At 64.0% G+C, this 26,670-nt stretch carries 21 protein-coding genes; 8 read left to right on the forward strand and 13 right to left on the reverse strand.

What is annotated here, in order from left to right; all coding sequences use genetic code 11:
• Positions 1-223 precede the first annotated feature (223 nt).
• The gene (locus tag AC1DE1_RS00945) at positions 224-1,663 is read left to right on the forward strand and encodes an OmpP1/FadL family transporter (protein WP_477178832.1); all 1,440 of its coding nucleotides are present in this window, start codon (positions 224-226) and stop codon (positions 1,661-1,663) included.
• Positions 1,664-1,873: 210 nt separating this feature from the next.
• On the opposite strand, the gene AC1DE1_RS00950 is transcribed toward AC1DE1_RS00945, so the two are convergent.
• The 4 genes from AC1DE1_RS00950 to AC1DE1_RS00965 all read right to left on the reverse strand — a co-directional run bounded on the left by AC1DE1_RS00950 (position 1,874) and on the right by AC1DE1_RS00965 (position 8,222).
• Positions 1,874-3,286 (reverse strand): coniferyl aldehyde dehydrogenase, encoded by a 1,413-nt coding sequence (locus tag AC1DE1_RS00950; RefSeq protein WP_441602876.1) that lies wholly within the window; start codon positions 3,284-3,286, stop codon positions 1,874-1,876.
• A gap of 16 nt (positions 3,287-3,302) precedes the next feature.
• Positions 3,303-5,765: a TonB-dependent receptor gene (locus tag AC1DE1_RS00955; protein WP_441602877.1), complete on the reverse strand. Its 2,463-nt coding sequence runs from the start codon at positions 5,763-5,765 to the stop codon at positions 3,303-3,305.
• A gap of 61 nt (positions 5,766-5,826) precedes the next feature.
• Positions 5,827-6,972: an SO2930 family diheme c-type cytochrome gene (locus tag AC1DE1_RS00960; protein WP_441602878.1), complete on the reverse strand. Its 1,146-nt coding sequence runs from the start codon at positions 6,970-6,972 to the stop codon at positions 5,827-5,829.
• Between the two features lie 11 nt (positions 6,973-6,983).
• Positions 6,984-8,222 carry a parallel beta-helix domain-containing protein gene (locus AC1DE1_RS00965; protein WP_441602879.1) on the reverse strand — a complete coding sequence of 413 codons (1,239 nt, stop codon included), beginning with the start codon at positions 8,220-8,222 and terminating at the stop codon, positions 6,984-6,986.
• Positions 8,223-8,519: 297 nt separating this feature from the next.
• Here AC1DE1_RS00965 and AC1DE1_RS00970 point away from each other — a divergent pair, with 297 nt between their 5' ends.
• Complete coding sequence (locus AC1DE1_RS00970; RefSeq protein ID WP_441602888.1) at positions 8,520-8,951, forward strand: tetratricopeptide repeat protein; 432 nt, start codon at positions 8,520-8,522, stop codon at positions 8,949-8,951.
• Positions 8,952-9,028: 77 nt separating this feature from the next.
• On the opposite strand, the gene AC1DE1_RS00975 is transcribed toward AC1DE1_RS00970, so the two are convergent.
• Complete coding sequence (locus tag AC1DE1_RS00975) at positions 9,029-10,102, reverse strand: LysR family transcriptional regulator (protein ID WP_441602889.1); 1,074 nt, start codon at positions 10,100-10,102, stop codon at positions 9,029-9,031.
• Positions 10,103-10,426: 324 nt separating this feature from the next.
• Here AC1DE1_RS00975 and AC1DE1_RS00980 point away from each other — a divergent pair, with 324 nt between their 5' ends.
• Together AC1DE1_RS00980 and AC1DE1_RS00985 are read left to right on the forward strand one after the other, a co-directional pair.
• Positions 10,427-11,191: an SDR family oxidoreductase gene (locus AC1DE1_RS00980; protein WP_441602890.1), complete on the forward strand. Its 765-nt coding sequence runs from the start codon at positions 10,427-10,429 to the stop codon at positions 11,189-11,191.
• A gap of 136 nt (positions 11,192-11,327) precedes the next feature.
• Positions 11,328-12,149 carry an alpha/beta fold hydrolase gene (locus AC1DE1_RS00985; RefSeq protein ID WP_441602891.1) on the forward strand — a complete coding sequence of 274 codons (822 nt, stop codon included), beginning with the start codon at positions 11,328-11,330 and terminating at the stop codon, positions 12,147-12,149.
• Between the two features lie 51 nt (positions 12,150-12,200).
• Here AC1DE1_RS00985 and AC1DE1_RS00990 read toward each other — a convergent pair whose 3' ends face one another.
• Positions 12,201-13,151: an RNA polymerase sigma-70 factor gene (locus AC1DE1_RS00990; protein WP_441602892.1), complete on the reverse strand. Its 951-nt coding sequence runs from the start codon at positions 13,149-13,151 to the stop codon at positions 12,201-12,203.
• A 340-nt stretch (positions 13,152-13,491) separates the two neighbouring features.
• On the opposite strand from AC1DE1_RS00990, the gene AC1DE1_RS00995 reads away from it, so the two are divergent.
• Positions 13,492-14,373, forward strand: a complete 882-nt coding sequence (locus AC1DE1_RS00995) for a hypothetical protein (protein ID WP_477178833.1) — start codon at positions 13,492-13,494, stop codon at positions 14,371-14,373.
• 139 nt (positions 14,374-14,512) lie between these two features.
• Here the strand turns inward: AC1DE1_RS00995 and AC1DE1_RS01000 are convergent, their stop codons facing one another.
• The gene (locus tag AC1DE1_RS01000) at positions 14,513-15,289 is read right to left on the reverse strand and encodes an SDR family oxidoreductase (protein WP_441602894.1); all 777 of its coding nucleotides are present in this window, start codon (positions 15,287-15,289) and stop codon (positions 14,513-14,515) included.
• A gap of 383 nt (positions 15,290-15,672) precedes the next feature.
• On the opposite strand from AC1DE1_RS01000, the gene AC1DE1_RS01005 reads away from it, so the two are divergent.
• Entirely contained in the window at positions 15,673-16,095 is a 423-nt protein-coding gene (locus tag AC1DE1_RS01005; RefSeq protein ID WP_441602895.1) for a cupin domain-containing protein, read from the forward strand.
• Between the two features lie 33 nt (positions 16,096-16,128).
• On the opposite strand, the gene AC1DE1_RS01010 is transcribed toward AC1DE1_RS01005, so the two are convergent.
• From AC1DE1_RS01010 to AC1DE1_RS01030, 5 genes are all read right to left on the reverse strand, one after another.
• Entirely contained in the window at positions 16,129-18,714 is a 2,586-nt protein-coding gene (locus AC1DE1_RS01010; RefSeq protein WP_441602896.1) for an ATP-binding protein, read from the reverse strand.
• A 77-nt stretch (positions 18,715-18,791) separates the two neighbouring features.
• Entirely contained in the window at positions 18,792-19,142 is a 351-nt protein-coding gene (locus tag AC1DE1_RS01015) for a DUF4242 domain-containing protein (RefSeq protein WP_441602897.1), read from the reverse strand.
• 316 nt (positions 19,143-19,458) lie between these two features.
• Positions 19,459-20,745: a c-type cytochrome gene (locus AC1DE1_RS01020; protein WP_441602898.1), complete on the reverse strand. Its 1,287-nt coding sequence runs from the start codon at positions 20,743-20,745 to the stop codon at positions 19,459-19,461.
• Positions 20,742-23,018, reverse strand: coding sequence for a xanthine dehydrogenase family protein molybdopterin-binding subunit (locus AC1DE1_RS01025; RefSeq protein ID WP_441602899.1), 2,277 nt, complete (start codon positions 23,016-23,018; stop codon positions 20,742-20,744). The genes AC1DE1_RS01020 and AC1DE1_RS01025 overlap by 4 nt, the downstream gene beginning before the upstream one ends.
• A 41-nt stretch (positions 23,019-23,059) precedes the next feature.
• On the reverse strand, positions 23,060-23,539 hold the full coding sequence (locus tag AC1DE1_RS01030) for a (2Fe-2S)-binding protein (protein WP_441602900.1): 480 nt from the start codon (positions 23,537-23,539) through the stop codon (positions 23,060-23,062).
• 211 nt (positions 23,540-23,750) lie between these two features.
• Between AC1DE1_RS01030 and AC1DE1_RS01035 the strand changes: the two genes are divergently transcribed.
• The gene (locus AC1DE1_RS01035; RefSeq protein WP_441602901.1) at positions 23,751-24,848 is read left to right on the forward strand and encodes an XdhC family protein; all 1,098 of its coding nucleotides are present in this window, start codon (positions 23,751-23,753) and stop codon (positions 24,846-24,848) included.
• Positions 24,845-25,477, forward strand: a complete 633-nt coding sequence (locus AC1DE1_RS01040) for a nucleotidyltransferase family protein (RefSeq protein WP_441602902.1) — start codon at positions 24,845-24,847, stop codon at positions 25,475-25,477. The genes AC1DE1_RS01035 and AC1DE1_RS01040 overlap by 4 nt, the downstream gene beginning before the upstream one ends.
• 13 nt (positions 25,478-25,490) lie before the next feature.
• On the opposite strand, the gene AC1DE1_RS01045 is transcribed toward AC1DE1_RS01040, so the two are convergent.
• Entirely contained in the window at positions 25,491-26,567 is a 1,077-nt protein-coding gene (locus AC1DE1_RS01045) for an AraC family transcriptional regulator (RefSeq protein ID WP_441602903.1), read from the reverse strand.
• Between the last annotated feature and the right edge of the window lie 103 nt (positions 26,568-26,670).

Below are 26,670 nucleotides of genomic sequence, written 5' to 3' on the forward strand. Positions count from 1 at the left end.
GTGCCAGACGCGTTACACCCCCTATCTTCGCCTATCGACGACGAACAGAGCGGATGAGCGGGTAATTCACGGGGAATTTTGCTGCAAGCGCACTTGTAAAGCTTGCGTTGTGTCGGCACAGTGCCGGCCAGGGGTGTCAAACGCGCGTATGAAAATCAAGCGTGGACGTCAAGCCCCTGCTACCACCCCGATGCCAGATCAACGATAAGCAGGAGCATTGCTGATGCAGATGTCATACCGTCAATTTTCACGTGCGGGTCGTCCGCTCACGCTCGCTGCGCTGAGCCTGGCGATCCTTGGGACGCTTGCTGCACCGCAGCGCGCCCATGCCAGTGCGTTCCAGCTGCATGAAGACAGCGCCGCCGCGATGGGTCGCGCCTATGCCGGTTCCGCCACTGCCGGTGGCGACGTGTCGGTGGTGGCCAACAACCCGGCCGCCATGAGCGACCTGAAGGGCACCTATTTCCAGGCTGACGTCACCGCCATCAATTTCGGCACCACCTTCAGTGGTTCCGCGCACGACGCGCTGGGTCGCCCGATCAGCGGCGGCAACGGCGGCGACGCCGGCACCACCATGCCGGTCCCGGCTTTCTTCTTTGCCACCCAGCTGGGTGACAAGTGGCACGTGGGCGCGGGCTTCACCGTGCCGTTCGGCTTCCAGACCGAGTACGACCACAATTGGATCGGCCGCTACAACGCGCTCAAGTCCAAGTTCGAATCGCTCGACGGCACGCTGTCGCTGTCCTACGACGTGACCGACAACTTCGCCCTGGGCGTGAGCGGCATCGCGCAGAAGACCTCGGCCGAGCTGACCTCCGCCATCAACTACAACGCCGTGGGCCTGGGCCTGGTGAATCAGGCCGTGCAGGCGGGTGCGATTCCGCCGGCCACCGGCGCAACACTGGCCCAGCAGGTCGGCGCCATCGTGCCGCCGGGTTCGGACGGCGTCGCCCGCATCAAGGGTGACGACTGGGCCTATGGCTGGCAGGTCGGCATGCTGTGGCGGATCACCTCGAACGACAAGTTCGCGCTGGACTACCGCTCCAAGATTTCGCACACCATCGAAGGCACGGCCAACTTCACCGTACCGTCCAACGTGCAGGCATTGCTGAGCAACCCGACCGTCGCCGCGCTGCTGGCCGGTGCGGGTGGCGTGCCGTTCACGCATACCGAAGGCACCGCGCCGTTCACCACGCCCGCCGTGGCGACCGCCAGCTACTGGCACCAGGAAGAGAAGTTCGGCCTGGGCGCCGACGTGGCCTGGACCAAGTGGGACGTGTTCAAGAACTTGAACGTGTACTACGCCAACCCGGCGCAGCCGACCACCACCGAGCCGTTCAACTGGCGCAACAGCTGGTACGTGTCCGTGGGCGGCGAGTACTACGTCAACGACAAGTTCACCGTGCGTGCGGGTCTCGCACTCGACACCACGCCGACCGTCACCGCCACCCGCGATCCGCGCGTGCCCGATGGCACCCGCCAGCTGGCCTCGTTCGGCGTCGGCTACAAGGTCAACGACCACTTCGTGCTGAACGCTTCGTACGCGCACATCTTCGTCAACAGCGCGCGCGTGAACGCCACCAGCGCCACCGGCGACGTGATCACCGGCGAGTCGGACGACTACGGCAACCTGCTGAGCCTGTCGGCGCAGTACAAGTTCTAATCGCGGTTCATCGCGAGCAACGGTTGCAAAAAAACTCCCCGCGAAAGCGGGGAGTTTTTTTATGGCGTCACGGGTGAAAACAAAACGCCACCTTGTGGGAGCGCACCCTGTGCGCGACTGGCCACATCGAAGCGCCAACGTACGGTGTGGCCGTCGCGCACAGGGTGCGCTCCCACAAAGGGGTTTTCGCCCATTGAGGTTTCGCGCGCTTCAGCCCACCCGCATCAACAACTTCAACATCCGCTTGAACTGCGCCCCGTACGGCGGATTGAGCATGCCGGTGCCGTTGAAGCGCGCCTGCCGGAAAATCGGCTTCATATGCGAAAACGTGCGGAAGCCTGCCTCGCCGTGATAGCCGCCGATGCCCGACGGGCCCACGCCGCCGAACGGCAGGCCATGCTGCGCGATGTGGTACAGCGTGTCGTTCACGGTGACGCCGCCGGCCTGCGTGCGCGTCAGCACCTCGTCGATGGTCGCGCTGTTCTGCTCGAACAGATACAACGCGAGCGGTTGCGCATGGCTGGCGACATAGCCGATCGCTTCGTCCAGCGAGTCGTATGGCATGACCGGAAGCAAGGGACCGAAGATCTCGTCCTGCATCACTGCCATGCCGTCGTTGACGTTGGTCAGCATCACCGGCGCCAGCAGGCGCTTGGCAGGGATGTCATGCGCGTCGCTCATCGGCTCCAGTGTCGCGCCCGCGGCCACGGCCTCGTCGCGCAACCTGCCCAGGCGTTCGTACTGGCGATCGGAGACGATCGAGGAGTACTGCTGCTGCAGGCGCAGATTGGGATACAGCTTGCCGACCATGTCGCGCGCGGCGCTCACGAACGCAGCCATCTGCGCACGCGGCACCAGCACATAGTCCGGCGCAATACAGGTCTGCCCCGCATTGACCAGCTTGCCGAACACGATGCGTTCGACGGCATGATCCAGCCGCGCACCGGGACCGACGATGGCAGGCGATTTGCCGCCCAGTTCCAGCGTCACCGGCGTGAGGTTGGCTGCCGCCGCGCGCATCACGTGATGGCCCACGGCAGTGGAGCCCGTGAACAGCAGATGGTCGAACGGTAGTGCCGAGAATGCCTGCGCCACTTCGGCGTCGCCGGTGACCACGGACACTTCGTCCGCGGAGAAATAGCGCGCCACCTGATCGGCAAACAACTGCGAGAAGCGCGGAGTGAATTCGCTCATCTTCAGCATCACGCGGTTGCCCGCGGTGAGTGCATCGATCAGCGGGCCCACGGCCAGGAACAGCGGATAGTTCCACGGCACGATGATGCCGACCACGCCACGCGGCTGCGGCAGCAGCGTGGTGCGCGCGGGCAGGAACACCAGATTGGCCAGCTTGCCGCGTGGCCGCATCCAGCGGCGGCCACGGCGTAGCGAGTGCTTCAGATTGGAGAGGCTGGGATACAGCTCCAGCAACTCGGTCTCTTCCGCCGGGCGATGGCCGAAATCGGCATCGATCGCTTCGGCAAACGCGCCGCGCTGCTCGTCGAGCATCTTCTCCAGGGTGCGCAATCGCGTGGCGCGAACGTCCCAGGGCGGCAACGGATCGCGCGACTGCGCTTCACGCATGCGCAGGAGGATGGAATGCAGTGACGAGCTGGGTTCTTTCATGGTCATCGGCTCACGGTCAGAACTTCGCGCGCAATTCCAAGCCCCACATGCGGGGCGGCGTGATGGAGGCGAACGGCGTGCCGAACACGGAGGTGCTGATATTGTTCACGCCGGTCACGTATCGCTTGTTGAACACATTGTTGCCGTACAGCGCCACGCCCCAACGGTCGCCCGGAGAGTGCCAGTCGATGCGTGCATCCGTGCGCTGCTCGCTGCTGCCGATCTTGAAGTTCGGGCTGATGTTGCAGGAGCCCTGATACTGCGAGTCGTCATTGCAGCGCGTTGCTCCACGATAACCCTGCGACAGATCGAACTCCAGGTCGCCGTTGGCCACGTTGCGCCAAGTGTAGGCCAGTGACAGCGCGCCGGAGAAGTACGGCGCGCCGGTGGGCTGGCCGCTGAGATCCACGCCGTCGGGCGCGGTGGCGCTGCGATACTTCGAATCGATATAAGCGCCCGCGAAATTGATGCGGAAACCTTCGATAGGCTGCCATTGCGCTTCCAGTTCCAGGCCCTTCGCTTCCTGGTTGCTGCTGTTGACCACATAGATCGGCAGGCCGGTCGCGGGGCTGTTCGGATCGAGCGCCAGCGACTGCATATTGTCGTAGCGGTAGTAGTAGACCGAGCCGTTGAGCAGCAGGTTCTGATCCGGGAACAGGCTCTTGATGCCGCCCTCGTAGTTGGTCACTTTTTCCGGCTGGAAAGTCGAGCCGGGCTGCACGCTGTTGTAGCCGCCAGCCTTGTAGCCGCGGGTGACGGAGACATAGCCCATCACGTCCGGCGTGAACTTGTAACTGGCCACCACGCGGGGGCTCCAGTTGTTCCAGGTGTTGCTGGCGTAGACCGGCGTGCCCACGGCGCTGGTGAAGATCACGTTCTGCTGGAACGCGTCCAGGGTGCCGGGCGGGAGGATGCCCAGGCCATACAGGCCGGCGATGGTGGCGTCGAAGGCGGGTGCACTGCGCGGCATGTTGTACCAGCTGAACTCCTTTTCATCGCGCGTGTAGCGCAGACCCGTGGTCACGTCGAACTTGTCGCTCACGTGCCAGATCACGTCGCCAAAGGCGGCGTAGGCCTTGAAGTTGCCGTCGTTGCTGATCGCCTCGTGCCACGGGTCGCCCAGCAGCGAGAACGGCAGCCCGAACGATGCAAGCATATTGCTGATATCGGTGAGCGGCGTGCCCACGCCCAGTACATTGTTGGCCAGCGTGTCGATGCTGTTGGTGTTGACGTTGGTCTCGCTGGTCTGGCGCGCCTGCTCCTGGTAGTAGCTGACGCCACCCACCCAATCCATCAGGTCGTTGTTGCCCGACAGCTTGAACTCCTGATACCAGCTGTTGTTGTGCTCGATGTTCGCCGTGTCCAGATAGGTCACGACATGGTTGGTGCCGTCGTAGTCGCCCAGGTTGAACGTGTCGAAACCGCGCCAGGCGGTGGTGGAAACGAAGTCGCCCCAGCCGAACGAATGATCGATCCGCAAGGTGGCGCCGTCGAAGCGCCGCGATTCGCGCCCACCGATGGCGTCGTTGTAGAGCGGCGCATGCAAGGGGTTGAGATAGTTGGCCGGATCGGCCGGGAACGGCGCGCGTTCATTGGTGTCGTTGGACAGCGGAATCAGGCCGATCGCAGGCTCGGGTGTCTGGTTGAGTTTCTCGTGATCCCACGACAGCAGCACGCGCGTATTGTCGGTGACGTTCCAGCGGAACACCGCGCGCGTGCCCCAATCGTTGTCGCCGCCGTACTGCTTGCCGGTGGCCGCGTCCCGGATCCAGCCGTCGCTCTGGTTGTCGAGCACGCTCAGGCGCAGCGCCATATCCTGGTTGATCGGGATGTTCACCAGCGCATCGGCGTATTTGCGGCCATCGTTGCCGACGCGCACGCGCGCATCGCCCTCGAATTTGTCGGTGGGTTCGTTGGTGACGATGGAGATGGCGCCAGCCGCCGCATTGCGGCCGAACAGCGTGCCCTGCGGGCCCTTCAGCACTTCGACGCGCGCAATATCGTTGAACGCGAGCAGCGCGCCGCCCGAGCGGGCAGCGTAGACGCCGTCGACGTAGACGCCCACCGACGGTTCCGTGCCGATGCCGAAGTTGCTGGTGGAGATGCCGCGCAACTCATACGTCGGCTGCGTCGGCTGGCTGGCGCTGATCACCAGGCCCGGTACGAAGATATCCATCTTGCTCAGATCGGTTGCTGCCAGCGTGTCGATCTGCTTGGCGGTGACGATCTCCATCGAAATCGGTACCGATTGCACTTCTTGCGTGCGGCTCTGCGCGGTCACGGTGACGTTACCCAATAGCTTGGCTTTCTCCGGATCGGCCTTGGTGCCGGCAGCGGGTTGGGCGCTGCTGCTGTCCTGCGGCGCGGGCGATACGTCGTCGCTCGCCCAGCTTTCGGTGGGCAATACACCTAGCACCAGGCTGCTCCCCAGCAGCAGGCGATGCAGGCACACGGACAACGGACGCGGACGCATGTTCATCAGCAGTTTCTCCCCTCGATATGAAAAAACCGCGGCCCGGAGGCCGCGGCACTGCTTGGTTTTAATGAATCGCGACGCAGCCCCCCGACTGCGCCGCAATCCATGCCTTGATCAATGCCACGCCTTCGCGGTGCACTGTGCTACGGCCCAGTTCCGGCATCATCACGCCCGGGTCGGCCGAATCCATCCGGTAGGGCAGGATGGATTCATCGGGCGAGCCGGGCACGACGTCGAACAGATGATCGCCCGTGCCACGTCCCGCCGCGACCGGCGGCTTGCAGATGCCGAGATGGCGGTCTTCGGGCGCGCTCACATCCAGCGTAAGGGCGGTGGTGTTGGCCGCGCCTTTGGGGTTGTGGCAGTGCCCGCAGTTGATATCCAGATAAGCGCGTGCCCGTGCGTCGAGCGATGCGCGCTCGTCCATCCAGTTCGCGTTGCGCGGCGTTTCTGTCGCTGCCGGCGCGCCGCTGAGGTAGCCGACCCTGGCGAGGTGCGCCAACTGGTTCTCGTCGCTGGCCGCGTAGTGATAGTCGCGATTGAGGTGACGTGCCTTCGGGCCGATCGGATGGATCTTGCGCGTCACCCAGTCCTGCGCGTGGCAGCTGGCGCACTGGCTTTCGTCGGGCACCACGTAGTTGAAGTCTTCGCGCGCATCGCTGTCGGCCACCAGGGTCAACGGAATCACGGCGCCGGTGCGCGCGAGCAGCGCGTCGCTCTGGTCGTCTTTCCAAACATAGGGAATGGCCGCCCAACCTGATTCGCGACGCACCAGGATGCGCGTCTCGATCAGATGGACGCGGGCCAGGTCCAGGCCTTCGCCGGAGAAATCGTGCGAGCTGTCGTACGTGCGCGCGACGTCGCCGAGCTTCCCGTCCGCGGCGCGCGGATAGTAGAAGGTCTTGCTGATGATGGTGCCGACCGGGAAATCGAAGGTATCGGTCGGGTCGTACTTGGCCGAGACCCCCTTGGGCATCCAGATCGTGCGCAGCTTGTGCGCGTAATCGGTGAACAGCGGCGTATTGAGGTCGTACGGCACGACGCCCTGGTTGAGCACCAGTGCGCCATCGCGCGCTTCCACCACATGCCAGTCGCTCAACTTGGGCGGGCGACCATCCGCCTGGAACGCCACCGGGTCCATACCCCGGTGGCAGGCAGTCAACAGCACCAATGCCAGCAACAGGCCGACATGCACGAACCACTTCATCATCTGCTGCAACCTCAGGCTTTCGGTTCCGGGTCAAGTACGACCGGCGGCAGCTTGGGCAGCGTGCACTGGTAGGGCTTGGTGTCGGTGCTGGGATTCTTGTAATCGTGCGGACCATCGGCGTTGATCACGCCCACGTCGCCGTTCTGGATGCAGAAGCGGTCGCTGTCGGGCGGCAAGCCGTTCACCAGTTTCGTCTGATCCACATAGCCGTCCCACAGGATGTCCGGGAACTTGCCGCTGAGGCCGAACACCGCGGTCTTCAAGGTCTTGAGCTTCAGTCCATCCGGCGAATCGCCGCCGCCCTTGAAGCGGTTGTCGTAGATGAAGATGCCCTTCGGGTAGGGGTTGTAATCGGCCGCCACACCCTTGGTGTTGTAGTAATTGGTGGAGAAATAGCTGGAGATGATGACGTTCGCCGTCTTGTTGTCGGCAATGTCGTTGTCGAAAATCTCCACCTTGTCGTTGGAGTTCACCACCACGCCCGAGCCGCGCGGCACGCTGGCCACCGCGGCGCCCTTGGCGGCGAAGTTGTCGGTGTTGTTGCCTATCGTCTTGTTCTTGAAGATGCGCGTGCTGTGGCCGGCCTGCGACAGGTTGGGCATGTTGAACACCAGGATGCCGCCGGTGTTGTTGGTGGCGGTGTTCTCATACACGTCGGCGTTCACCGAGTTTTCGATCTCGATGCCGGCCACGTTGAATTCGGCGCGATTGCGGCGAACCACGATGTTGTTGGACTGGCCCACGTAGATGCCGGCGTCGGAGGCGCCGATCACCACCGAGTCTTCCACCAGCACGTTCTGCGTCTTCACCGGATACAGGCCGTAGGCGCCGTTGGTGGTCTTGGGACCGCCAGTCCATTCCACGCGCACGCCGCGGATGGTGATGTTCTTGCCCTGGTTGATCTTGAGCGCGTCACCCTTGGTGTCTTCCAGGGCGAGATTCTCGATGGTGAAGTCGTTGGCGTTGACCAGCAGGCCCTCGGGCCCAACCACCTGGCCCTTGAACGACAGCACGGTCTTGTCCATGCCGGCGCCCTTGATGGTGACGCCGTCGGTGCGCAGGCTCAGGCCACGCTGCAGGTGGTAGTGACCGGCCGGGATATCGATGACGCTGCCAGGCTTGGCATCCAGCAACTGCTGCTGCAACTTGGCCTCGAACGAGACGTCGCCGCTGCTCTGCGCGGTGGGTTCATCATGGTTGCAGGCCGCCAGGGCCAACGGTAGGGCGAGAATCAGGTAGATCTTGCGCATGGTCGCTTTCCTCCCCAGGAGCGCTGGCTGCGTGACAAGCCACTGTCCCGGAAACCGCCGCCCGGCAGGGAGGGGAGAACGGCCGTCGAAGGGGGGCAAATCGGCCAGTGTGACGATCGTTTGAAAATCGTCGCTGTTGGGGGAGCGCTCCGTGCAGCGGGTTGATGGTCAGGCCGCCGCGGTTTGCATGTGCCTGCACCAACGATGGCGAATGGGGTGTCACCCGAGGAACGAGCTGGTGGCCATCCTGGTTACTATCTATTTTTTGCCTGTTGGCACCTGACAAGGGGCAGTACCGTGGCAACGAAAGACGCCAACGCGAAGAAAAAATGGGAGGCCGCGCGCGCCGAGCAGATGGCCCGGTCGTTTCTGGAGTCGGCGTGTTATCTGGATGACCTGGGCGAACTCAGGCAGTCGATATCGCTTTTGAAACGGGCGGCGTCGATGGGCAACATCGAGGCTCAGGTGAATCTCGGCGTTGCTTTGGCATTCGGCACTGGCATCAAAGCCGACCTGGAAGCATCGCGCCGGTGGCTCAAGCGGGCTGCCAGCCAGGGCAGCCCTCAAGCGGCCTATAACCTTGGCGTCGTTTATCGAAAGCATCGCGATCTGAGATGGGCCAAATATTGGTTTCAGCGCTCTCTTGAGCTCGGGGACGAGGACGCGCAAGAGGCCTTGGATCAAATCAGGATGACCCAAACAGGGGCGCAAGGTCCCCGGAAACGGTGATCGCTCTTCACTGAGGGCGCGCGTCTGTTTTTCTGGATTTGCACGTGGCGCCAACAGGGCTGGCGAGCTTTGTCACACTACGGCGAGGTTCTGCGGGCACCCTGGTAAACCGGCAGGGTGACGACATCGGCGAGGGCGTGAATCGGCTCGTTCGCGGCTGTCGCCGGTGGCGAAATGCCTGCCACGTATTGAAGGTCGAGTGCGCGGATCGCCTCGGTGACATAATCGATGAATACGCGGATCCGCGCCGGCAGATGCTGCCTGCTCAGGTAGCACAGGTAATGGCCGCGATCATCGGGGGCGTAGGACTCAAGGCAGGGGACCAGCCGCCCCTCGCGCAAATGGTCGGCGACTTGATAGCCGGCGAGTTGCGCCATGCCGACGCCGTCGAGCACGCTCTGCAGCACCAGCCCGACGTCGTTGAACGTACAGATCGATGGCGGCGCCAGCTTGCGCCGCTGACCGTCCACGTTGAACTCCCAATCGGCGATACGCCCTGACGCGGTGCGGAAGTTGATGCAGGTGTGGTTGGCCAGATCGTCCACACCCTGCGGCGCACCATGTCGCCGCAGATAGGCAGGCGAGGCGCAGACCAGCATCTGCATGGGAACCAGCCGCTTGGCGACGATCTGGCTGTCCTCGAGTTGGCCATCGCGGATGGCGACGTCGACGCGGTCGGTGGTGAAGTCGGTCGGACGGTCGTCGAGCAGCAGATCCAGCGTTATCTCGGGATAGCGGGCGCGAAAATCCGCCAGCAAGGGCGCCACGATCTGGCGTCCAAAGCCCATCGAGGCGCTGATGCGCAGATGTCCGCGCGGAGGCCCTGAACGCAGTTCGCGCATATCCTCAAGCGCCTGCACGATGCGCTGCACGCCCGGGTGGCAGTTTTCGTAAAACAGCTCGCCCTCGCGGGTCAGCGAGGTGCTGCGCGTGGTGCGAAGAAACAGCCTCGCGTTGAGCTGGGCCTCGAGCTTGCGGACACTGCGGCTGACCGCCGAGCGCCCGATGCCCAGGCGATCGGCCGCACGCGCGAAGCTCCCTTCGGCTGCCACGGCAATAAAGGCAACGACACCGGCATAACTCGCCGTGAAGCTGCACGCCAGCGTATCGGTGACATCGCCCTGCGGCTTGCCATCATGGTTGAGTGTCATAGGCGCGATACCTGCTGGTTTTCAAGCTGATGAGCGGACGGTGGCTCGCAGAGAGCCGCCATCGGCTCTCCCCGTACGGTCTAGTCGTATGGGGCGGCGCTGTTGTGACAGGAGCGGCGGGGCGGGGCCCTTCGCTTCACGGCGCACGCCACCCAAGGGACATAACATTGGTGCGTGACCGGCCATTAGATGTGTACCCCCATGCACCTACTGACGCCGACTCGCGTCACCTAGCATCGGCGAACAAGCGGCCGCGGTATCGCCTGCCGTTCCTGCGCATACCGCACCCGACCACGTTTAGACGGACGACAGTCGAGGTTCCTCATGAAAATCGTTGTGATCGGCGGCAATGGCCTGGTGGGACGAAACGTCGTTCGACGGCTCCGGGCTGGCGGACACGACGTCACGGCGGCTTCGCGCTCGACCGGCGTGGATATCGTCACCGGGGTGGGCGTTGACGAGGTGCTGGTCGGCGCCGACGTGGTGGTCGATGTCAGCAATTCGCCGAAGCTCGAGGGCGATGCTCCGCTGGCGTTTTTCCAGACCGCGGGAGTCAATCTGCTGCGTGCGGAAGCCGCGGCGGGCGTGAAGCACCATGTGTCGCTGTCGGTAGTGGGCACCGATCGCCTCGTCGATAGTCCGTATTTCGTGGGCAAGGCGATTCAGGAGGCGATGATCCAGCGCTCTGGCATCCCCTACACCATCTTGCACGCGACGCAGTTCTACGAGTTTCTTCTGCGCATCGTCGAGCTGAGCGTGTATGAGCAGGAGCTCAGTTTGTCGCCCGCTTATATCCAGCCGGTTGCCTCAGCCGACGTCGCCGTCGCGATGGCCGAACTTGCCGTACAGCCTGCGCGCAACCGCATGATCGAAATGGCGGGTCCCGATCGCGTGCGGCTTTCCGAAATCATCCAGCGCTTTCTCACCGAGATCGAAGCGCCGTATGACGTGGTCACCGATCCGCTTGCGCCGTACTTCGGTGCAACGCTGAAAGAGGACTCGCTGCTTCCACACGACGGCGCCCACCTGTGCACCACGAGTTTCCCTGCCTGGATCCATCAGTCCGAATACTGCGGCGCCGACTGGTAGTGAAAGACGGCACGCGTCGCGACCAATACGTCGCGATTGATGCCAGGCAAGCAACACCGCAGCGCTCTTGGCGTATCTACCGATGCTTGATCCCGTTGCCTAATCTGCAGGCTGACGAAGCACGGGAATACGCGCGATGAGCACCATCACCACGAAAGACGGTACGCAGATCTATTACAAGGATTGGGGCAGCGGCCCCGTCGTCACCTTCTCGCACGGATGGCCATTGAATGCCGATGCATGGGATGGGCAGATGCTCTTCCTGGCGCAGAACGGCTATCGCGTGATCGCACATGATCGCCGGGGCCACGGGCGTTCCAGCCAGTCGTCGCAGGGCAACGACATGAATGGCTATGCGGACGATCTCGCGGAACTGTTCGAAGCTCTCGATCTGCGCGACGTGACCATGGTCGGTCACTCCACCGGCGGCGGCGAAGTGGCGCGCTATATCGGCCGACACGGCACAGGGCGTGTAGCCAAGGCTGTTTTGATCGGCGCAGTTCCACCGGTCATGCTGCAGAGCCCGACGAATCCGGAAGGCCTGCCCTTGAATGTATTCGATGGCCTGCGCAGCGCCCTGCAGCGCGACCGTTCGCAGTTCTTCAAGGATTTCGCGCTGCCGTTCTACGGCGCCAACCGCCCCGGCGCGCAGGTCTCGCACGGTGTGCTGCTGCAGTTCTGGCAGTGGAGCATGCAGTCGGGGTTGAAGAATGCCTACGAGTGCATCAAGGCCTTTTCCGAAACCGACTTCACCGAGGATCTGGCCAGGATCGACGTGCCCACGCTGATCATGCACGGTGAGGACGACCAGATCGTGCCCATCGCGGCCTCGGCGCTGAAATCGGTGCACATGATCGAGGGCGCGCGCGGCATCTACTATCCGGGCGCACCGCATGGCATGACCACCACCCATCAGGATCAGGTCAACGCGGATCTGCTGGCTTTCCTCAAGCTCTGATCGTTGCCGTGGGCCAGGCCGGCGGTAGGTCGTCGACGATCATGCCGCCGGTCAGGCTCGTGCTGAGGAAAACAGCGGGACGCCAAGTTCGGACGCGATGCGCGCCAGCTTGTCCGGATTGCGCTGAACGAGTACGCGGACAATGCGGTCGCCGTCGGTTTCCACGGTTTGTACCGACTCCAGTGCGTCATGGATGTAGCGCAGCACGCTGAGCTCGCCATTGATCGAGGCCAGGTCGATGCGAAGTGCGCTCTTGTAGCGCAGATTGGATGCATAGAAGAGCTGCGCGATGCGCTGACCGCCAAGCAGCGGCCTGGGGAAACTGGTTTCCCTGCCGCCACCGTCGCCGATCAGTTCGGCCTGGTCGGCCAGCATCGCCTTCAGCAGCTTGAACTGTCCCAGTGAGAGTGCCTGCGCGAATCGTTCCACGATGCGACCGTGTGCCTCGGGCGATACGGCGTACTTGGGCTCTCCCTCGCGCAGCTGGGTCTTGGCCCGATGCACGATCTGGCGCGCGGCCGCTTCGTTCTTGTCGATCGTTTCGGCGATGTCGGCGTAGCCCACGTCGAAGATCTCGTGCAACAGAAACGCTGCGCGCGCTTCTGGCGAGAGGCGCTCGAGCATCGACAGCAGCGCCACGGAAACCTCGCCGTGACGTTCGTGGATCTGTTCGGGGGTGGCCGGGCCATCGCTCAGGATCGGCTCGGGCAGCCAAAGGCCGACATAGTGCTCACGCCGGGCCTTCAAGGAGCGCAACCTGTCGATCGCCACGCGCGTGGTGGCAGTCACCAGCCATGCTTCAACGTTGTTGACGGCCGCCTGATCGGTGCCGTGCCAGCGCAGCCACACATCCTGGACGACATCTTCGGCGTCGGCTACGGAGCCGAGCATGCTGTATGCAATCGCCTGCAAGCGGGGACGAAGACGATAGAAAGTGGCGTTGGCGTCGTTCACAGCAATGAGTGCCGAGCTGGCCCTTTTGACGTGGTAAACCCGAGTCACTGCGCGGCGCAAGGGGCGGCATATCGCGCAACGTCATGCCGGCCACGGGGATCGGAGGCCAGTATGCCGTATTTCGCTGGCTCCCAGCATCGGACTTCAGTCATAGCTCAACGCATGCCCGTGGCAAACACGAAGCATTGATGAGGGCGTCGATATCATGTGACGGGTGTCGCTGGCCATCGACGGCCAAGACGGATCTCTGCGCTGGATCAGCAGCAGTCCCCATGCACTGGTTCCGGCAGGGAAACACGGTAAGCCCCTCCAGCTACCTGCGATGCATCGGCCGCGTGAGGCATGATGCACGCGCCGGTGGCGCATACGAAAACGTTCGGGATAAGCCATGTCACAAATCAAACGAATTCTGCTGCAGACGACGATCCCTTACGCCGCCGACGATTGGCATATCGGTCGCTTCGGCCTGTTGCACGCGTATCTGGCCGGTCTGCGCAGCGACGACGGATCGCCGCTGTTCGAGGTCAGTGCGCGCGATCGGGATGCGCTCGGCAAGCCCGATAGCGTGCTGTCGCAACTGGACACTTCGGACATCGATGAGTTGTGGCTGTTCGCGGTCGACACCGGCGACGGGCTGACCACCGAGGACTGTGCGGCGATCGGACGCTTCCGCCAGCGTGGAGGCGGCATGCTGGTGGCACGCGATCATATGGACCTGGGCAGCTCGGTATGCACCCTGGGCGGCGTCGGTGCGGCGCACTTCTTCCATTCCAAGAATCAGGATCCCGATGCGTCGCGGCATCAGATCGACGACACCGTCACCACCAATATTTCCTGGCCCAATTATCACTCCGGCTCGAACGGCGACTTCCAGACCATCGAACCGAGTGAACCCATCCATCCCGTGCTGGCCGATCCGGCATCGCCGACGGGCGCGATCCGCTACTTGCCTTCGCATCCTCACGAAGGCGCGGTGGGCAAGCCTGAGCACGACGACACGGCGCGTGTCATTGCGACGGGGCGCAGCGCCGTCAGCGGACGATCGTTCAATCTGGCTGTGGCGTTTGAGCCATCGCAGTCCGGTGGCCCCGCCATGGCGCAATCGACCTTCCATCATTTTGCCGACTACAACTGGGATCCCTCCAAAGGCTCGCCGAGCTTTGTCAGCGAGCCACCCGGCAGTGGGCTTGCTCATTCGACCGATGCGCAGCAATCGATCAGACAATACATGAAGAACCTGGCCCAGTGGCTGGCTGGACGGATGCCTTAGCAGTTCATCGTTCGCGGTGCCCTTGCTGCTACTGCGTTGCGCGCCAGGTGCAACGGCGCCTTCATGCTGTCGTGTCCAGCCGATGACAACATGAAGGCGCACCACTCATTCGAGCAAGACATCGGCAGCAAGCCGATACTCAGCCTGCCGCTCCCTGCTTGGCGTAGATCGAGCGCGCAAACCACGTCTTGAAGTCCTGTTTGCCCAGCCGTGCGCCGTCGCCCGGCAGCAAGGTGCCCGGCTCCAGCACGGCACCGAAGTAGGGCGCCTTGGGATCGGCGATGACCTTGCGCGTATCGCCGATCGCCGTGAGGAAGCGCTGCACCCACTCCGCCATCGGCGCCTTGTCGGGGCCGCCAATTTCCACGATGCCGTTGGCCGGCGCGGCGAGCACGACGTCGGTGACGGCATCGGCCACGTCATCGGAGGCAATCGGCTGCATCAGCCCGCTGGAAATATGCAGCTCCTGTCCCTTGGTGCCGTCGCCGGCGATGCCGTTGAGGAATTCGAAGAACTGGGTGGAGTGGATGATGGTGTAGGGAACACCAGCAGCGCGTATCCCTTCCTCCTGGGCCACCTTGGCGCGGATATAGCCGCTGGCCGCAAAGGCGGGACGCCCGGTGCCCACTACCGACAAGGCTACGTGATACTTCACGCCTGCCTTTTTCTCGGCGGCGGCAAGGTTGCGTTGGGAGGTCTGGAAGAAATCCATCACCGCCTTGTCTTCGAACGAGGGCGAGTTGGACAGATCCACCACCACGTCCGTGCCCGCCATGGCCGCATCCAGGCCTTCGCCGGTAAGCGCATTGACACCCGTGGACGGCGCCGCGGGTACCGCCTCGTGACCGTGTTTGCGCAAGCGCTCGACGACCTTGCTGCCGATCAGTCCGGTACCACCGAGTACGACGATTTTCATGGGAATCCTCCAGTTTGCGTTGACGCCAATGGCGCCTCTTGGGTTGAGCTCAGGCGTGGCTGTCGGGTGTCGATAAACCGCTCGCGGATTCACCATGTTGAAGCGGCGCATGGATCGGTACGGTCATCAAGCCGCAGGTCGATAGCCATACTCGGGTAGGCGCGAAGCTGCCGTCTTCGTCCCCGGCACAAGGCGTGCGACACAGCCAGCCTCTCTCGATAGACGTTTCAGCGACGTCGCCTGTGACAGCATCGGAAGACTGATGCGCACAAGGCAACACGGCGAGCCTGCCAAGGTATCTAGTGGCAGCGCTGCATCGTACTTAGGCTGGGCTCCGGAGTGGCCCTACGCCGGCCACTTGCGCCATTCAAGAGGAAACCTCCATGCGCATGTTCAACACCTTAGGCCTGCTGTGCCTGCTCGCTTGCCCCGCCGTCATTACCCAACAAGCCTTCGCCCAGAGCTCTCCCGCCGCACCGCAGGCGCAGGTCTCGGACCTGATGACCAAGGCGCTCAAGGACTACCCGGGCAAGGAAGGCAAGATGATCCTTGTCACCTATCCGCCGGGTTCGGTGGATCCCGTCCATCGCCACTTTGCGCATGCCTTCGTCTATGTGCTTGAAGGCTCCATCGTGATGAGCCTGAATGGCGGCAAGGAAGTGACGCTGGGGCCGGGCCAGACCTTTTACGAAGGGCCGGAGGACAAACACACGGTGGGCCGCAACGCCAGCACGACGCAGCCGGCGAAGTTCGTGGTGTTTCTGCTGAAGGACCAGAACAAGCCAATACTCACGCCGGTGCAGTGAGTTCCCGCCGAGCTGAAGGGCTGATCGCGTCGCTCAGTGCGTCTCGCCCAGCCCCAGCCGGCCCGCCTGCGCCACCGCCTCGCCCCGCGAACGCGCGTCGAGCTTGCGCAGCACGGCGGACACATGGTGTTCGACGGTTTTCTCCGAGCGTGCGATGCGTCCGGCGATTTCGGTGTTGGACAGGCCCTGGGTGAGCAGGTCGAGGATCTGCAGTTCGCGCAGGGTGAGTCCGGCAGGGTTCGCCGAGGTGCTGGCACGCGGGCCGCGCGTGACGCCGCGCATGCCGGCGCGGCACAGCCAGTCGCGGCAACGCCGAAGGCTGGCCGTGGCTTTGAGTGACTCGAGTGTGGCCAGGCCTTCGGCGATGCCATGCTCGTCGCCCTCGAGCAAAGCCAGCGCGCGCTCGTAAGGGCAGCCCATGCCCTGCCAGGCCATGGCCGCTTGCTGCCACTGGCCATCGCGCTGCCACGCATAGTTGGCTTCGATCTCGCCCGGGCTCGAGCCGCCCAGCCCCATCCATCGACGCCAGAACAGCAGTTCGCCCAGCGCGCGCGGATCGCCCAACTCTTCGGCCAGTCGGATGGTCTCGCGCACGAAGGGGTCGTCGCCGGTCTCGTCGCCCGCCAGCCACGCGGCTTCAGCACGCGCTGAGGCTACCGGCGCGAGACGCTGCAGTTCGCCGGTGGCCCACGCCAGTTCGGTGACTTCTTCCAGCGCGGCGGCAGCACCGGGATCGCCCCGGCGCAAGCGGATCCGTGCCAGCACGGTGAGTGCGGGGATGCGCGTCACCGGCGTCACGTCGCTGCGCGTCAGCAATTGACTGGCGAGCTGGCCGGCGGCATCCCAGCGGCCCAATTCAAAATCGACGCGGGTCTGCAAGGCCACCACGTATTGCGACCATGAATCGAGATCGCGGTCGGAGAAATACACGGCGGCCTGACTGATATACCACTGGGCATCGGGATAATTGCGCGTGGTGACCGAGCTGCTGGTGAGGTTGGCGTAGGCGCGCGCCACGTGTTCGCCATAGCCGTGTTCGGTGGCGATGGCCAGACTGCGCTTGAGCATCTCCCGGCCATCGGGATGACCGTGCACGGCGCGCGCGGTGCCGACATTGTTCAAGGCATGCGCCAGCACTTCCGTGTTGCCTTGCTGCTCGGCCATCTCGATCGCGCGCTTGCCCCAGGCCACCGCTTCGGCGGTGCGATGCGACAGCATGCGCATCTGCGATCGATTGCTGAACGCCCATGCCAGCTCTTCGTCGGCATGGATGGACTCCAGCAACTGCGCGGCGCGATTGCCGTAGACCTCCGCTTCGGCATTGCGCCCGGCAAACCAATACATGCGCGATAGCCAGCGCAGCAAATGGCCTTCCTGGCGGTCGTCGCCCAGCTTCTGCCAGATCGCCAGCGCGGCCTCGTTGGAGTCGATGGCGCAGTCGATCTGGCTGGTGAGATAACACTGATAGGCGTGCCGCTCGAGCAGGTCGGCCCGCTCCTCGTCGGCCAGCCCGCCTGCATGCGGCAGCGCCTTGCCGTAGAGCCAGGCGGCATCGCAGTGCGCGCCATGCGCGGCGGCGTCGTCCGCGGCCTTGGGTGCGTACTTCATCACCGCCGCGCAGTCGCCTGCGCCGGCGGCGTGATGCACCAGGCGCGCGACGGCGACGCCATCCCCCAGCGTCTCCAGATGATGCAGCAGGCGTGCGTGCAACGCGGTCGCCACCGGCGCGGGCAGCGCCTGCTCCATCGAGATGCGCGCCAGTTCATGGCGCCACGCATAACTGCCGCCTTCGGCCACCAGCAATCCGGACGCGAGCGCGCCAGCCACGACTTCGTCGCTGGGTGCGAGCAGCGCCTCCACCAGCGAGACTTCGATGCGCGCCGGCACGATGGCGGCCAGATCCAGCAACTCGCGCACGGCCGGTGACTGCCGTCCTGCGCGAGCCAGCACGGCGTCGCGCACGGAGGCGGGCAAACCTTCCGCCGACAACGCTTCGGTGACAAAGAATGGATTGCCGGCGGTGGCTGCGAACAAACCTTCGGACGGATGGCCGGTGCGCCGCGCCATGTCCACTACGGCCGCCTCCGTCAGCGGCAACAAGGGCACGCGCACGGCGACTTCGCTCGGCAGGTCGCCGCACAGCATGCGCAGCGGATGCCGTGCGTCGAGTTCATCATCGCGATAGGTGAGCACCAACAGCGCACGCACACGTTCGATGCGCCGCGCCAGGTATTTCACCAGATCCAGCGTGGCGGCATCGGCCCAGTGCAGGTCTTCGAGCACCACCAGGGTGGTGCCATCGAGCTCCTGCAGATCGGTGAGCACCGAGGCAAATAGTTCCGCGCGACGGCCTTCGCGTCCGAGCAGATTGCGCGTCTTGCTGGTGAAGGCGTCGGCGATGTCGTAGAACGGCCCGAGCGGGCGGGGCGAAAACAACGCTTCGCACCCGCCGATCAGGACACGCCCATCGCTGTGAGTCGAAGCCAGGCATCGCGCCAGAGACGTCTTGCCGATGCCTGCTTCGCCATACACCAGTGCGGTGCGGCCTGAGCCTTGTCGCGCGAGCTCGAGAGCATCCCGAAGCCGCCGCAGGGCGTAGTCACGCTCGACCAGTTCCAACCTGCCATCCTCAACGCTGGATCAACGTTCGCACCGACCGGGGGGAGGGTGGGCGAAACCTGCATGGCGTCGTTCCGTCAGAGGAAATAGCGGAACGGTCGCCACGGTGCTCTATAAACCGTACGCGTCGCCGATGCACGACTGGCTCCCGCCATACTCAAATAGAAATAGGGGTTGAGTACGGAGATTTCGGTGATCTGATCTACAGGGAGCTCGTTACGGCGGGCCACCTGGCGAATCGCCTCGGGCGTGGGAGCATCGTAGACGCAAAAGGTCCGGGTCTTGTCCTCGCTGACGTATGAGTGCAGCCAGGTGACGCCTTCCTGGGCATTGGTATTGACGATCTCGACGCACTTGGCGGCGCCGCTGGCGTTGGTGGGCAGGGAAAGGCCGTTCGGGAAATAACGTTCGACGATATAGCGCGGCATGACATTGTCCTCGTAAGAATCGCGGCTTGGGCTCAAGCGGCGATCACAGGCTACGAGTTGGCATGCGCTGCAACATCGGGAGTTTCCCCCAATTTGCGCGGAGCCTCCCCTCATTTTGCGCGACCGGTGTTATCGCGGGTGTTTCATTGAAGCAACGATTTAGGGGGTCGATGGTCGCAATGCGAACTGCGACATGTGAGCTAAACGCAGTTTGCGCGAATGCGCAAAGTACGCCTTTTGGTCGATGCTGTTCCCGTCGAATTCGCTGTCACGACATAGAGAAACGTGGCGATCATGCCGCGTCGTTGCAACGACTTCACCGCCGCTTGGCCACGTCCTCTGCGCTCAGCGTGCCCTGCTGTCCACCGAAATGACTGACCACATAGTTCGACAGCGCAGCCACTTCGGCATCGGAATACGCACGACCAAACGAAGGCATGAACACCTCCTGGCCGCCGACATGCAGCGACGAGCCATTGAGGATGATCTGGGTGAGATTGGTGGCGTGCGGATCGCGCACCGAACGCAGCCCGGTGAGCATTGCGTAGTTGGTCTGGCGACCCTGGCCGCTTTCCAGATGGCAACCGGCGCAGGCGCCGACGAACAGTTGTTCGCCTGGGCTCGCCGTGGCGGCGGTCGCTGTGGGCGCCGCTGCAGCCGCGACTGGCGGCGCACCGCCTTGTTGGGGTTTCACATCGCGCAGATACGCAACCAGCGCGGCAAGATCCGAAGGCGTCAGGTGTTGCAGGCTGTAGCCCACCACTTCACCCATCGGCCCGGATGCGGTGCCGCGTCCTGCCGCATGCCCTTTGGAGAAGTAATCGATCAGCTCCTGGTCGCTCCATGCACCAATGCCATGCTCTTTGTCCGAGGTGATGTTGTAAGCCTGCCAGCCCTGCAGCTCGGCACCGGCCAATGCCTTGCTGCTGTTCATGGCGAAACCGACGTTGCGCGGCGTGTGGCATTCGCCGCAATGGCCTAGCGCCGTGGCGAGATACGCGCCGCGATTCCACGCTTCGGGCTTGCCTTGTTCGGGCTGGAAGCGATCCTTCTTGAGAAAGACGGCATTCCACAAACTCAAGGTCCAGCGCTGGTTGAACGGGAAGGACAGCTCGTTGGGCCGCGCCGGTGCATGCACGACCGGCAGGCTGGCAAGATAGGCCCGGATGGCGACGATGTCGTCTCGGCTCAAGGCCGTGTACGAGGTATAGGGGAAGGCGGGATACAGCGGCCGCCCTTGCTTGTCGACGCCGGCATGCAGTGCACGCACGAATTCGTCGTCGCTCCAGTCGCCGATGCCGGTTTCCTTGTCGGCGGTGATGTTGGACGAGTAGATGGTGCCGAATGGCAACTTGAACGCCACGCCGCCGGCAAACGGCTGGCCACCCGGTGCGGTATGGCAGCCCTCGCAATCGGCCGCGCGCGTGAGGTATTCGCCGCGCGCCATGGTGGCGGGGAGATCCGCCGGCACGCCCGCGCCCTGGGGCTGGGTGGCCTGTTCGTTGCCGCCATGGGTGACCGTGATCAGCGCGTACGCGGTGAACACGATGGCGATCAGCACGACGACGCCGACGATCGTTCCGATGATGCGCCCGATTTTCATGTGACTATCCCCGGCTGCTCAGCGACGCCACCCGGCGTGGATGGTGCAGGGTTCGCTGCCGACAGCACCGACTTGAGTGCGTTCTTGTCCTGCACCAGCGCCGAGCGATCGATCGGCAACGTGCGCAGACGCACGCCGGTTGCCGCAAAAATCGCGTTGGCCAGGCTGGGCATCGCCATCACCGTGCCGGTTTCGCCGATGCCGCCCGGTGTTTCCTTGCTGGGTATCAGGTACACCTCGATCGGCGGTGTCTGATTGAGGCGAAGCACGCGATAGTCGTTGAAGTTGCGCTGCTCTACGGCGCCGTCCTTCAAGGTGATGCCGCTGTACAGCGCTCCGCTCCAGCCGAAAATCACGCCACCCTCGATCTGCGCTTCGACGGTATTGGGGTTGATCACGGTGCCGCAGTCGACCACGGCCACCGCTCGCTTCAAGATCACTTCGCCCTGTGGCGTTACTTCGACGTCGGTGATCACGCACAGATAGCTGCCGAACGGTGCGGCCAAGGCGATGCCGCGGCCATGCCGTGCCGGCACGGTTTCGCGTCCCCAGCCAGATTTTTCGGCGGCCAGTTCCAGCACGGCTTTGGCGCGTGGGTTGTCAGCAAGGATTTCGCGCCGATAAGCCATCGGGTCCTTGCCCGCCGCATGCGCCAGCTCGTCGATGAAGCTTTCAACGACGAACACATTGTGGGTCGGCCCGACGCCGCGCCACCAGCCAATCGGTATCCCATTGGGCATGTCGTGTCGAACCCAGTCCACGCGCATATTGGGGATCTGGTAGGGAATGTCGGCGGCGCATTCGACCAGGTCCGAATCAAGGCCGTTCTTGCCCATCGCCCCGGGAGCGAACGTCGCCAGGATCGACGGGCCGGTGGTGCGATCCGTCCACGCGATCGGGTGCCCTTTATCGTCAAGCGTTGCGGAGATGCGATCGTAGTAGGCCGGCCGATAGCGATCCTGCGTAATGTCTTCTTCGCGCGTCCAGATGATCTTGACCGGATAGTCCACCGCGCGCGCAATCGCCACCGCCTGGCCGACGGAGTCTTCGAACAAGCGCCGGCCGAAGCCGCCGCCCATGTATTGGTTGTGGACCTGGATGCTCTCGGCAGGCAGGCCGGTGACTTTCATCGCCACGTCGACACAGCGTGCCGGTACCTGCGTGCCGACCCAGATGTCGCAGCCATCGGGGCGGACATGCACCGTGGTGTTGATCGGCTCCATCGTCGCGTGTGCCAGCAGCGGCAGCTGATACGTTGCGGAAACCACTTTCCCCTGGACCTTGTCCACCTGGCCTACTTCGCGTCCCAGGATGGGCGTGCCATGTTCGGACGCGTTGGCAAGATCCTTGTACAGCTGCTCCGTGCTGTAGCCGGCACCGGCACCTTTGTTCCACTGGATGGTGAGCGCTTCGAGGCCTTGCTTGGCCGCCCAGAAGTGTTCGCCGATCACCGCGACGGCGTTGTCGATCTTCACCACCTTGAGCACACCAGGTATTGCCAGTGCGCGCTTATCGTCCACCGATGCCAGCGTGCCGCCGAAGGTGGGGCAGGCCTGCACGGTGGCGACCTTCATGCCGGGCACGCGGATATCGATGCCGAACGGCAATGTGCCGTCGACCTTGGCCGGCGTGTCCACTCGGCGCAACGATTTGCCGATGAGTTGAAAGTCCTTGGGATCCTTCAGGGTCGGCTTGGTGGGCGGCGTCACGCTCGCGGCGGCATCAGCGAGCTCGCCGTAGCGCAGCGTGCGTCCGCTCGCCGTGTGCGTGACCACGCCGCGCGCCGCCGTGCACTGCGACGGATCCACTTTCCAGCGCTGCGCCGCGGCTGTCACGAGCATGGCCCGCGCGGCAGCGCCGGCATCGCGCAAGGTGGTCCAGCAGAAACGGATGGTGGTGGAGCCGCCGGTTGCCTGGTCACCGAGCAAGGGATTGGAATACAGCTTGCGATTGGGCGGTGCATGCTCGACGGTGATCTGATCGAGGCCGACATCGAGTTCTTCGGCCAGCAACGTGGCCTGCCCGGTATACGCACCTTGGCCCATCTCGATGCAAGGCATCACCAGTTGCACGCTGCCGTCGGTGTTCACGCGGACAAACGCGTTCGGCGCGAACTGCGGATGATCCGGCTCGAGGCGCGCGCCTTGTGTATATCCCCAAACCCGGCTGGCACCGCCCAGCCACATGAAGGCCACCACCAGTCCGCCCCGCTTGATCAGCTCGCGGCGTTCCGGGTTCGGCAACTCCAACTCGTTATCTACGCGTAGCATCATGGTGAACTCTCGGCAGTCAGCAGTGAACGGAGTGGCCGAACTCAGACGATCGTTTGCGGCAGCGTCAATTGGCCGGTGGCCGCCTGTTTGATGGCAGCGCGGATGCGCACATAGGTGCCGCATCGGCAGATATTGCCGGACATGGCCGCATCGATATCCGCGTCGGTGGGCGTGGGCTTTTCAGCCAGCAACGCCGCGGCCGACATGATCTGCCCGGTCTGGCAATAGCCGCACTGCGCCACCTCGATACCCAGCCATGCCTGTTGCACGCGCTTGCCCAGGTCGGTGGCGTTGAGTCCTTCGATGGTGGTGATCTTCTTGCCGACGGCACCGGTCACCGGCAGCACGCAGGAGCGCACGGCCTGGCCATCCAGATGCACGGTGCAGGCGCCGCATTGCGCCATGCCGCAACCGAACTTGGTGCCATTGAGTCCCAGCACATCACGCAACACCCACAGCAGCGGCATGTCCTCAGGTACGTCGACCTGGGTGTCCTGGCCGTTGATGGAAAGGACGATCATCGGGCTCTCCTTGACGAGACGAGTTCACCGTATTGGGCAACACGCTGGACCACAGGCGGTGACAAGGTCGCGCGGCGCTTGGACGCGACGATGTTCCTCCCGCCGAACGAAAGATCAAGTGAAGGGAGATCCTGCGATCAAGCGTCTATGCACTGGCAGACTACACCGGCTTTGACGCAGCATCGACGTGCCGCGTTGCTGACTTCACGCCATGAATGTCGCCCAGGAATTCGATTCGCTCTACCGCGCCGCCAAGGCGTTGAAGCTCGATCGGGGCACGGGCGAGGCTGCCCTGGTCACCATCACCCGCACGCGCGGTTCCACCTTCCGCCGCGCCGGCGCAAGCATGCTGGTGCATCGCGACGGCAGCATGGTCTGCGAACTCTCGGGCGGCTGCCCGCAGCGTGATATCGTGCTGCGCGCGCAACATGCCATGGATTACGCCGAGGCCGCGCTGGTGGCCTACGGTCGCGACAGCAATTACGACGTGATGATTGAAACCGGCTGCGGCGGCGAGCTCGAAGTGCTGATCGAACCGTGGCACGAAGCGGGCGACCTGCAGTTCCTCGATGCCATCGCCGAGCTGCATGCCAGGCGCATGCCCGGCGTCATGGCCTCGCTGTTCGCGGTGGATGGCGGCGCGATTGCACGTCGTCCCCTGCGTCTGGTTCGCGGCAGCGGCAGCCTGTGGACCAACATCGGGCAGGCTGCACTCATGCAGCAGGTTCTTGCGAACCTGACCACGCAGGCCGTCGCTTCGGGCAGTGCCGTCACGCGCCAGGTGGACAACGAAGGGCAGCGCTACGACGCACTGCTGGAAACGCTGCGGCCGCCGCATGCGTTATTAATCGTGGGTGATAGCGCCGGTGCGGAGCTACTGGCTCAGCTCGGCCATCAACTGGGCTGGCGCACGACCATGGTGAGTACGCGCGAAGTCGCCGATCGCGCGCCCGATGGCGTGCAGCGCGTCTACAAAACTCCCGCAGCCCTGCTCACGGACCTGGTACTGGACCCGCAGACCTCGGTGGTGGTCATGACCCATCGGCTGGAGCTTGACCTAGCGTATGTCGCGCCTCTGCTGGCAACGCCGGTGCGCTATATCGGCGTGATCGGCTCGCGCCAGCGTGCGGGTCAGGTACGAGCGGCCTTCCCGCAGGCCGACGACAGGCTGCATGTTCCAGCGGGCCTCGATGTCGGCTCAGAGACGCCGCAGGAAATCGCACTGGCCATCGCCGCGGAGATACTGGCTCTGCGCAACGGTCGCAGCGGTGGCTCGCTGGTGCATACGCAGACGTCCATACACCCGTGACCGCGACGACGGTTCCAACGGCAGCGGTGATCCTCGCGGCGGGGGAAGCCCGTCGCTATGGCAGCCCCAAACAGCTGCTCTCCATCGACGGCGTACCGATGGTCAGGCGCATCGCCGGCAACGTGCTGGCGGCCGGATTGAGTCCGGTCATGGTGGTCGTCGGTTCGCGAGCGGAGCGGGTGGTCGACTGCCTCAATCAAATGGCCGTCCATACGGTGGAAAACGCCCAGTGGGCCAGCGGCATGGGCAGCTCCATCGCGTCCGGCGTCAAGGCGCTGATGATGCAAGCGGCGCCGCTTCAATCGGTCATGGTGATGCTGGCTGATCAACCCGCCATCCGCGTTGTGGATCTGGAGCGCATGCTTGCAAGGCATGCGCAGTCGCCAGATCGCATCCTCGCCTGCCAGCACGAGGGTCGATTCAGTCCGCCATGCATTTTCCCCTGGAGCCATGCGGGCGAGCTTGCAGCGCTGGATGGTGCGAAGGGTGCACACGTGCTGCTGGAAAGGCACGCAGCCCTGGTCGATGGCTTCCACTTGCCCGCGGCGTTCTTCGACATCGATACGCCCGAAGACTACGCCGCGTGGGAAGCGCAGCGCGGCATGAACCCGATGGATGCATCCAGCTGACGCAGCCGGAATCTCAGGCAGCGTGCTGGCGCGCGCTGCGTGGCGGCATGCCGGTCCAGCGCTTGAACGCGCGACGGAACTCGCGCGGATCGCTGAAGCCGATTTCCAAACCGATTTCGGCCACGCTGAGCGAACCGCCGTGCAGCAATTCCAGCGCGCGTTCGGCGCGCACGCGGTCGTGGATTTCACGGAATACCCGACCGCCTTCGGCCAGCCGGCGGCGCAGCGAGCGTTCGCTCATATTGAGCATGCGCGCCACATCCGGCAGACGCGGTTGATGGCGCAAGTGACTGCGCAGCAGGCGTTCCACCGATGCGACCACTTCTTGCTGCGGCCCTTCGATATCGTGCTGCTGCGTGCACAAGGCCAGCGCCTGTTGCGCCGTCAGCGGGTTGTGCGAGGGCAGCGGATGTTCCAGCCATTGCGCCGCGATCACCACGCGATTGTGGCGTGCGCCAAACAGCAGCTCGCACTGGAAGAAATCCGCATAGTCCTGCACGTGCGCCGGACGCGGATAGGTCAGCTCCAGTCGCAGCGGACGAAACCCGGGACCGGCCAGCTCGCGCGCGATCGCCAGCGAGCTGGCAAACAATTCCTCGCACAGGAAAGGCAGCAGCGGCGCGTCATTGAAGCGCGGCCACACCGCCAGCGCCACTTCGCGCGGACCCACCACTTCGAAACTCACGTCGACCAGGCTGCCGCTCACCCGATGATGGGCGATGCCCACTTTCATGGCGTCGCCGAAGGTGGCCGAGGTCATCATGGCCAGTCCGAGCAGGCCAAAGCTGCCCAGCGTCTCACCGCGTCCCACCGCCAAGCCCAGGCCCGGCTCGCCGGTGGCCTGCAGCGCGCGACGGATCACCGAATGCGCCTGCCGGTAGGAAACGCGCAGGGTAGGGTCGTTCAATTGCTCGCGGGTCAGCCCCGAGCCGGCGAACCAGCCGTCGCAGCGTTGTCCACGCGACAGGGCCAGCTGGGTCAGGTGCACCAGGATGTTCGGTGGCGTTTCGGCCACCGTGTAGCGCGCGTCGGCGCCCAGTGGCGCCGCAGCGGCATCGTCGGTGACCTGGCTGACGACAGCGGACGTCATGAAACGTGGCTCCCACCCCTGAGAGCGCCGGATGATCCGGCGTGATCGCTTGATCTATATCATGGCCTCGCCGCCAACGCCTTATGCAATGCACAAGGCCGGC

It is taken from the genome of Dyella sp. 05T440, from assembly GCF_056395965.1.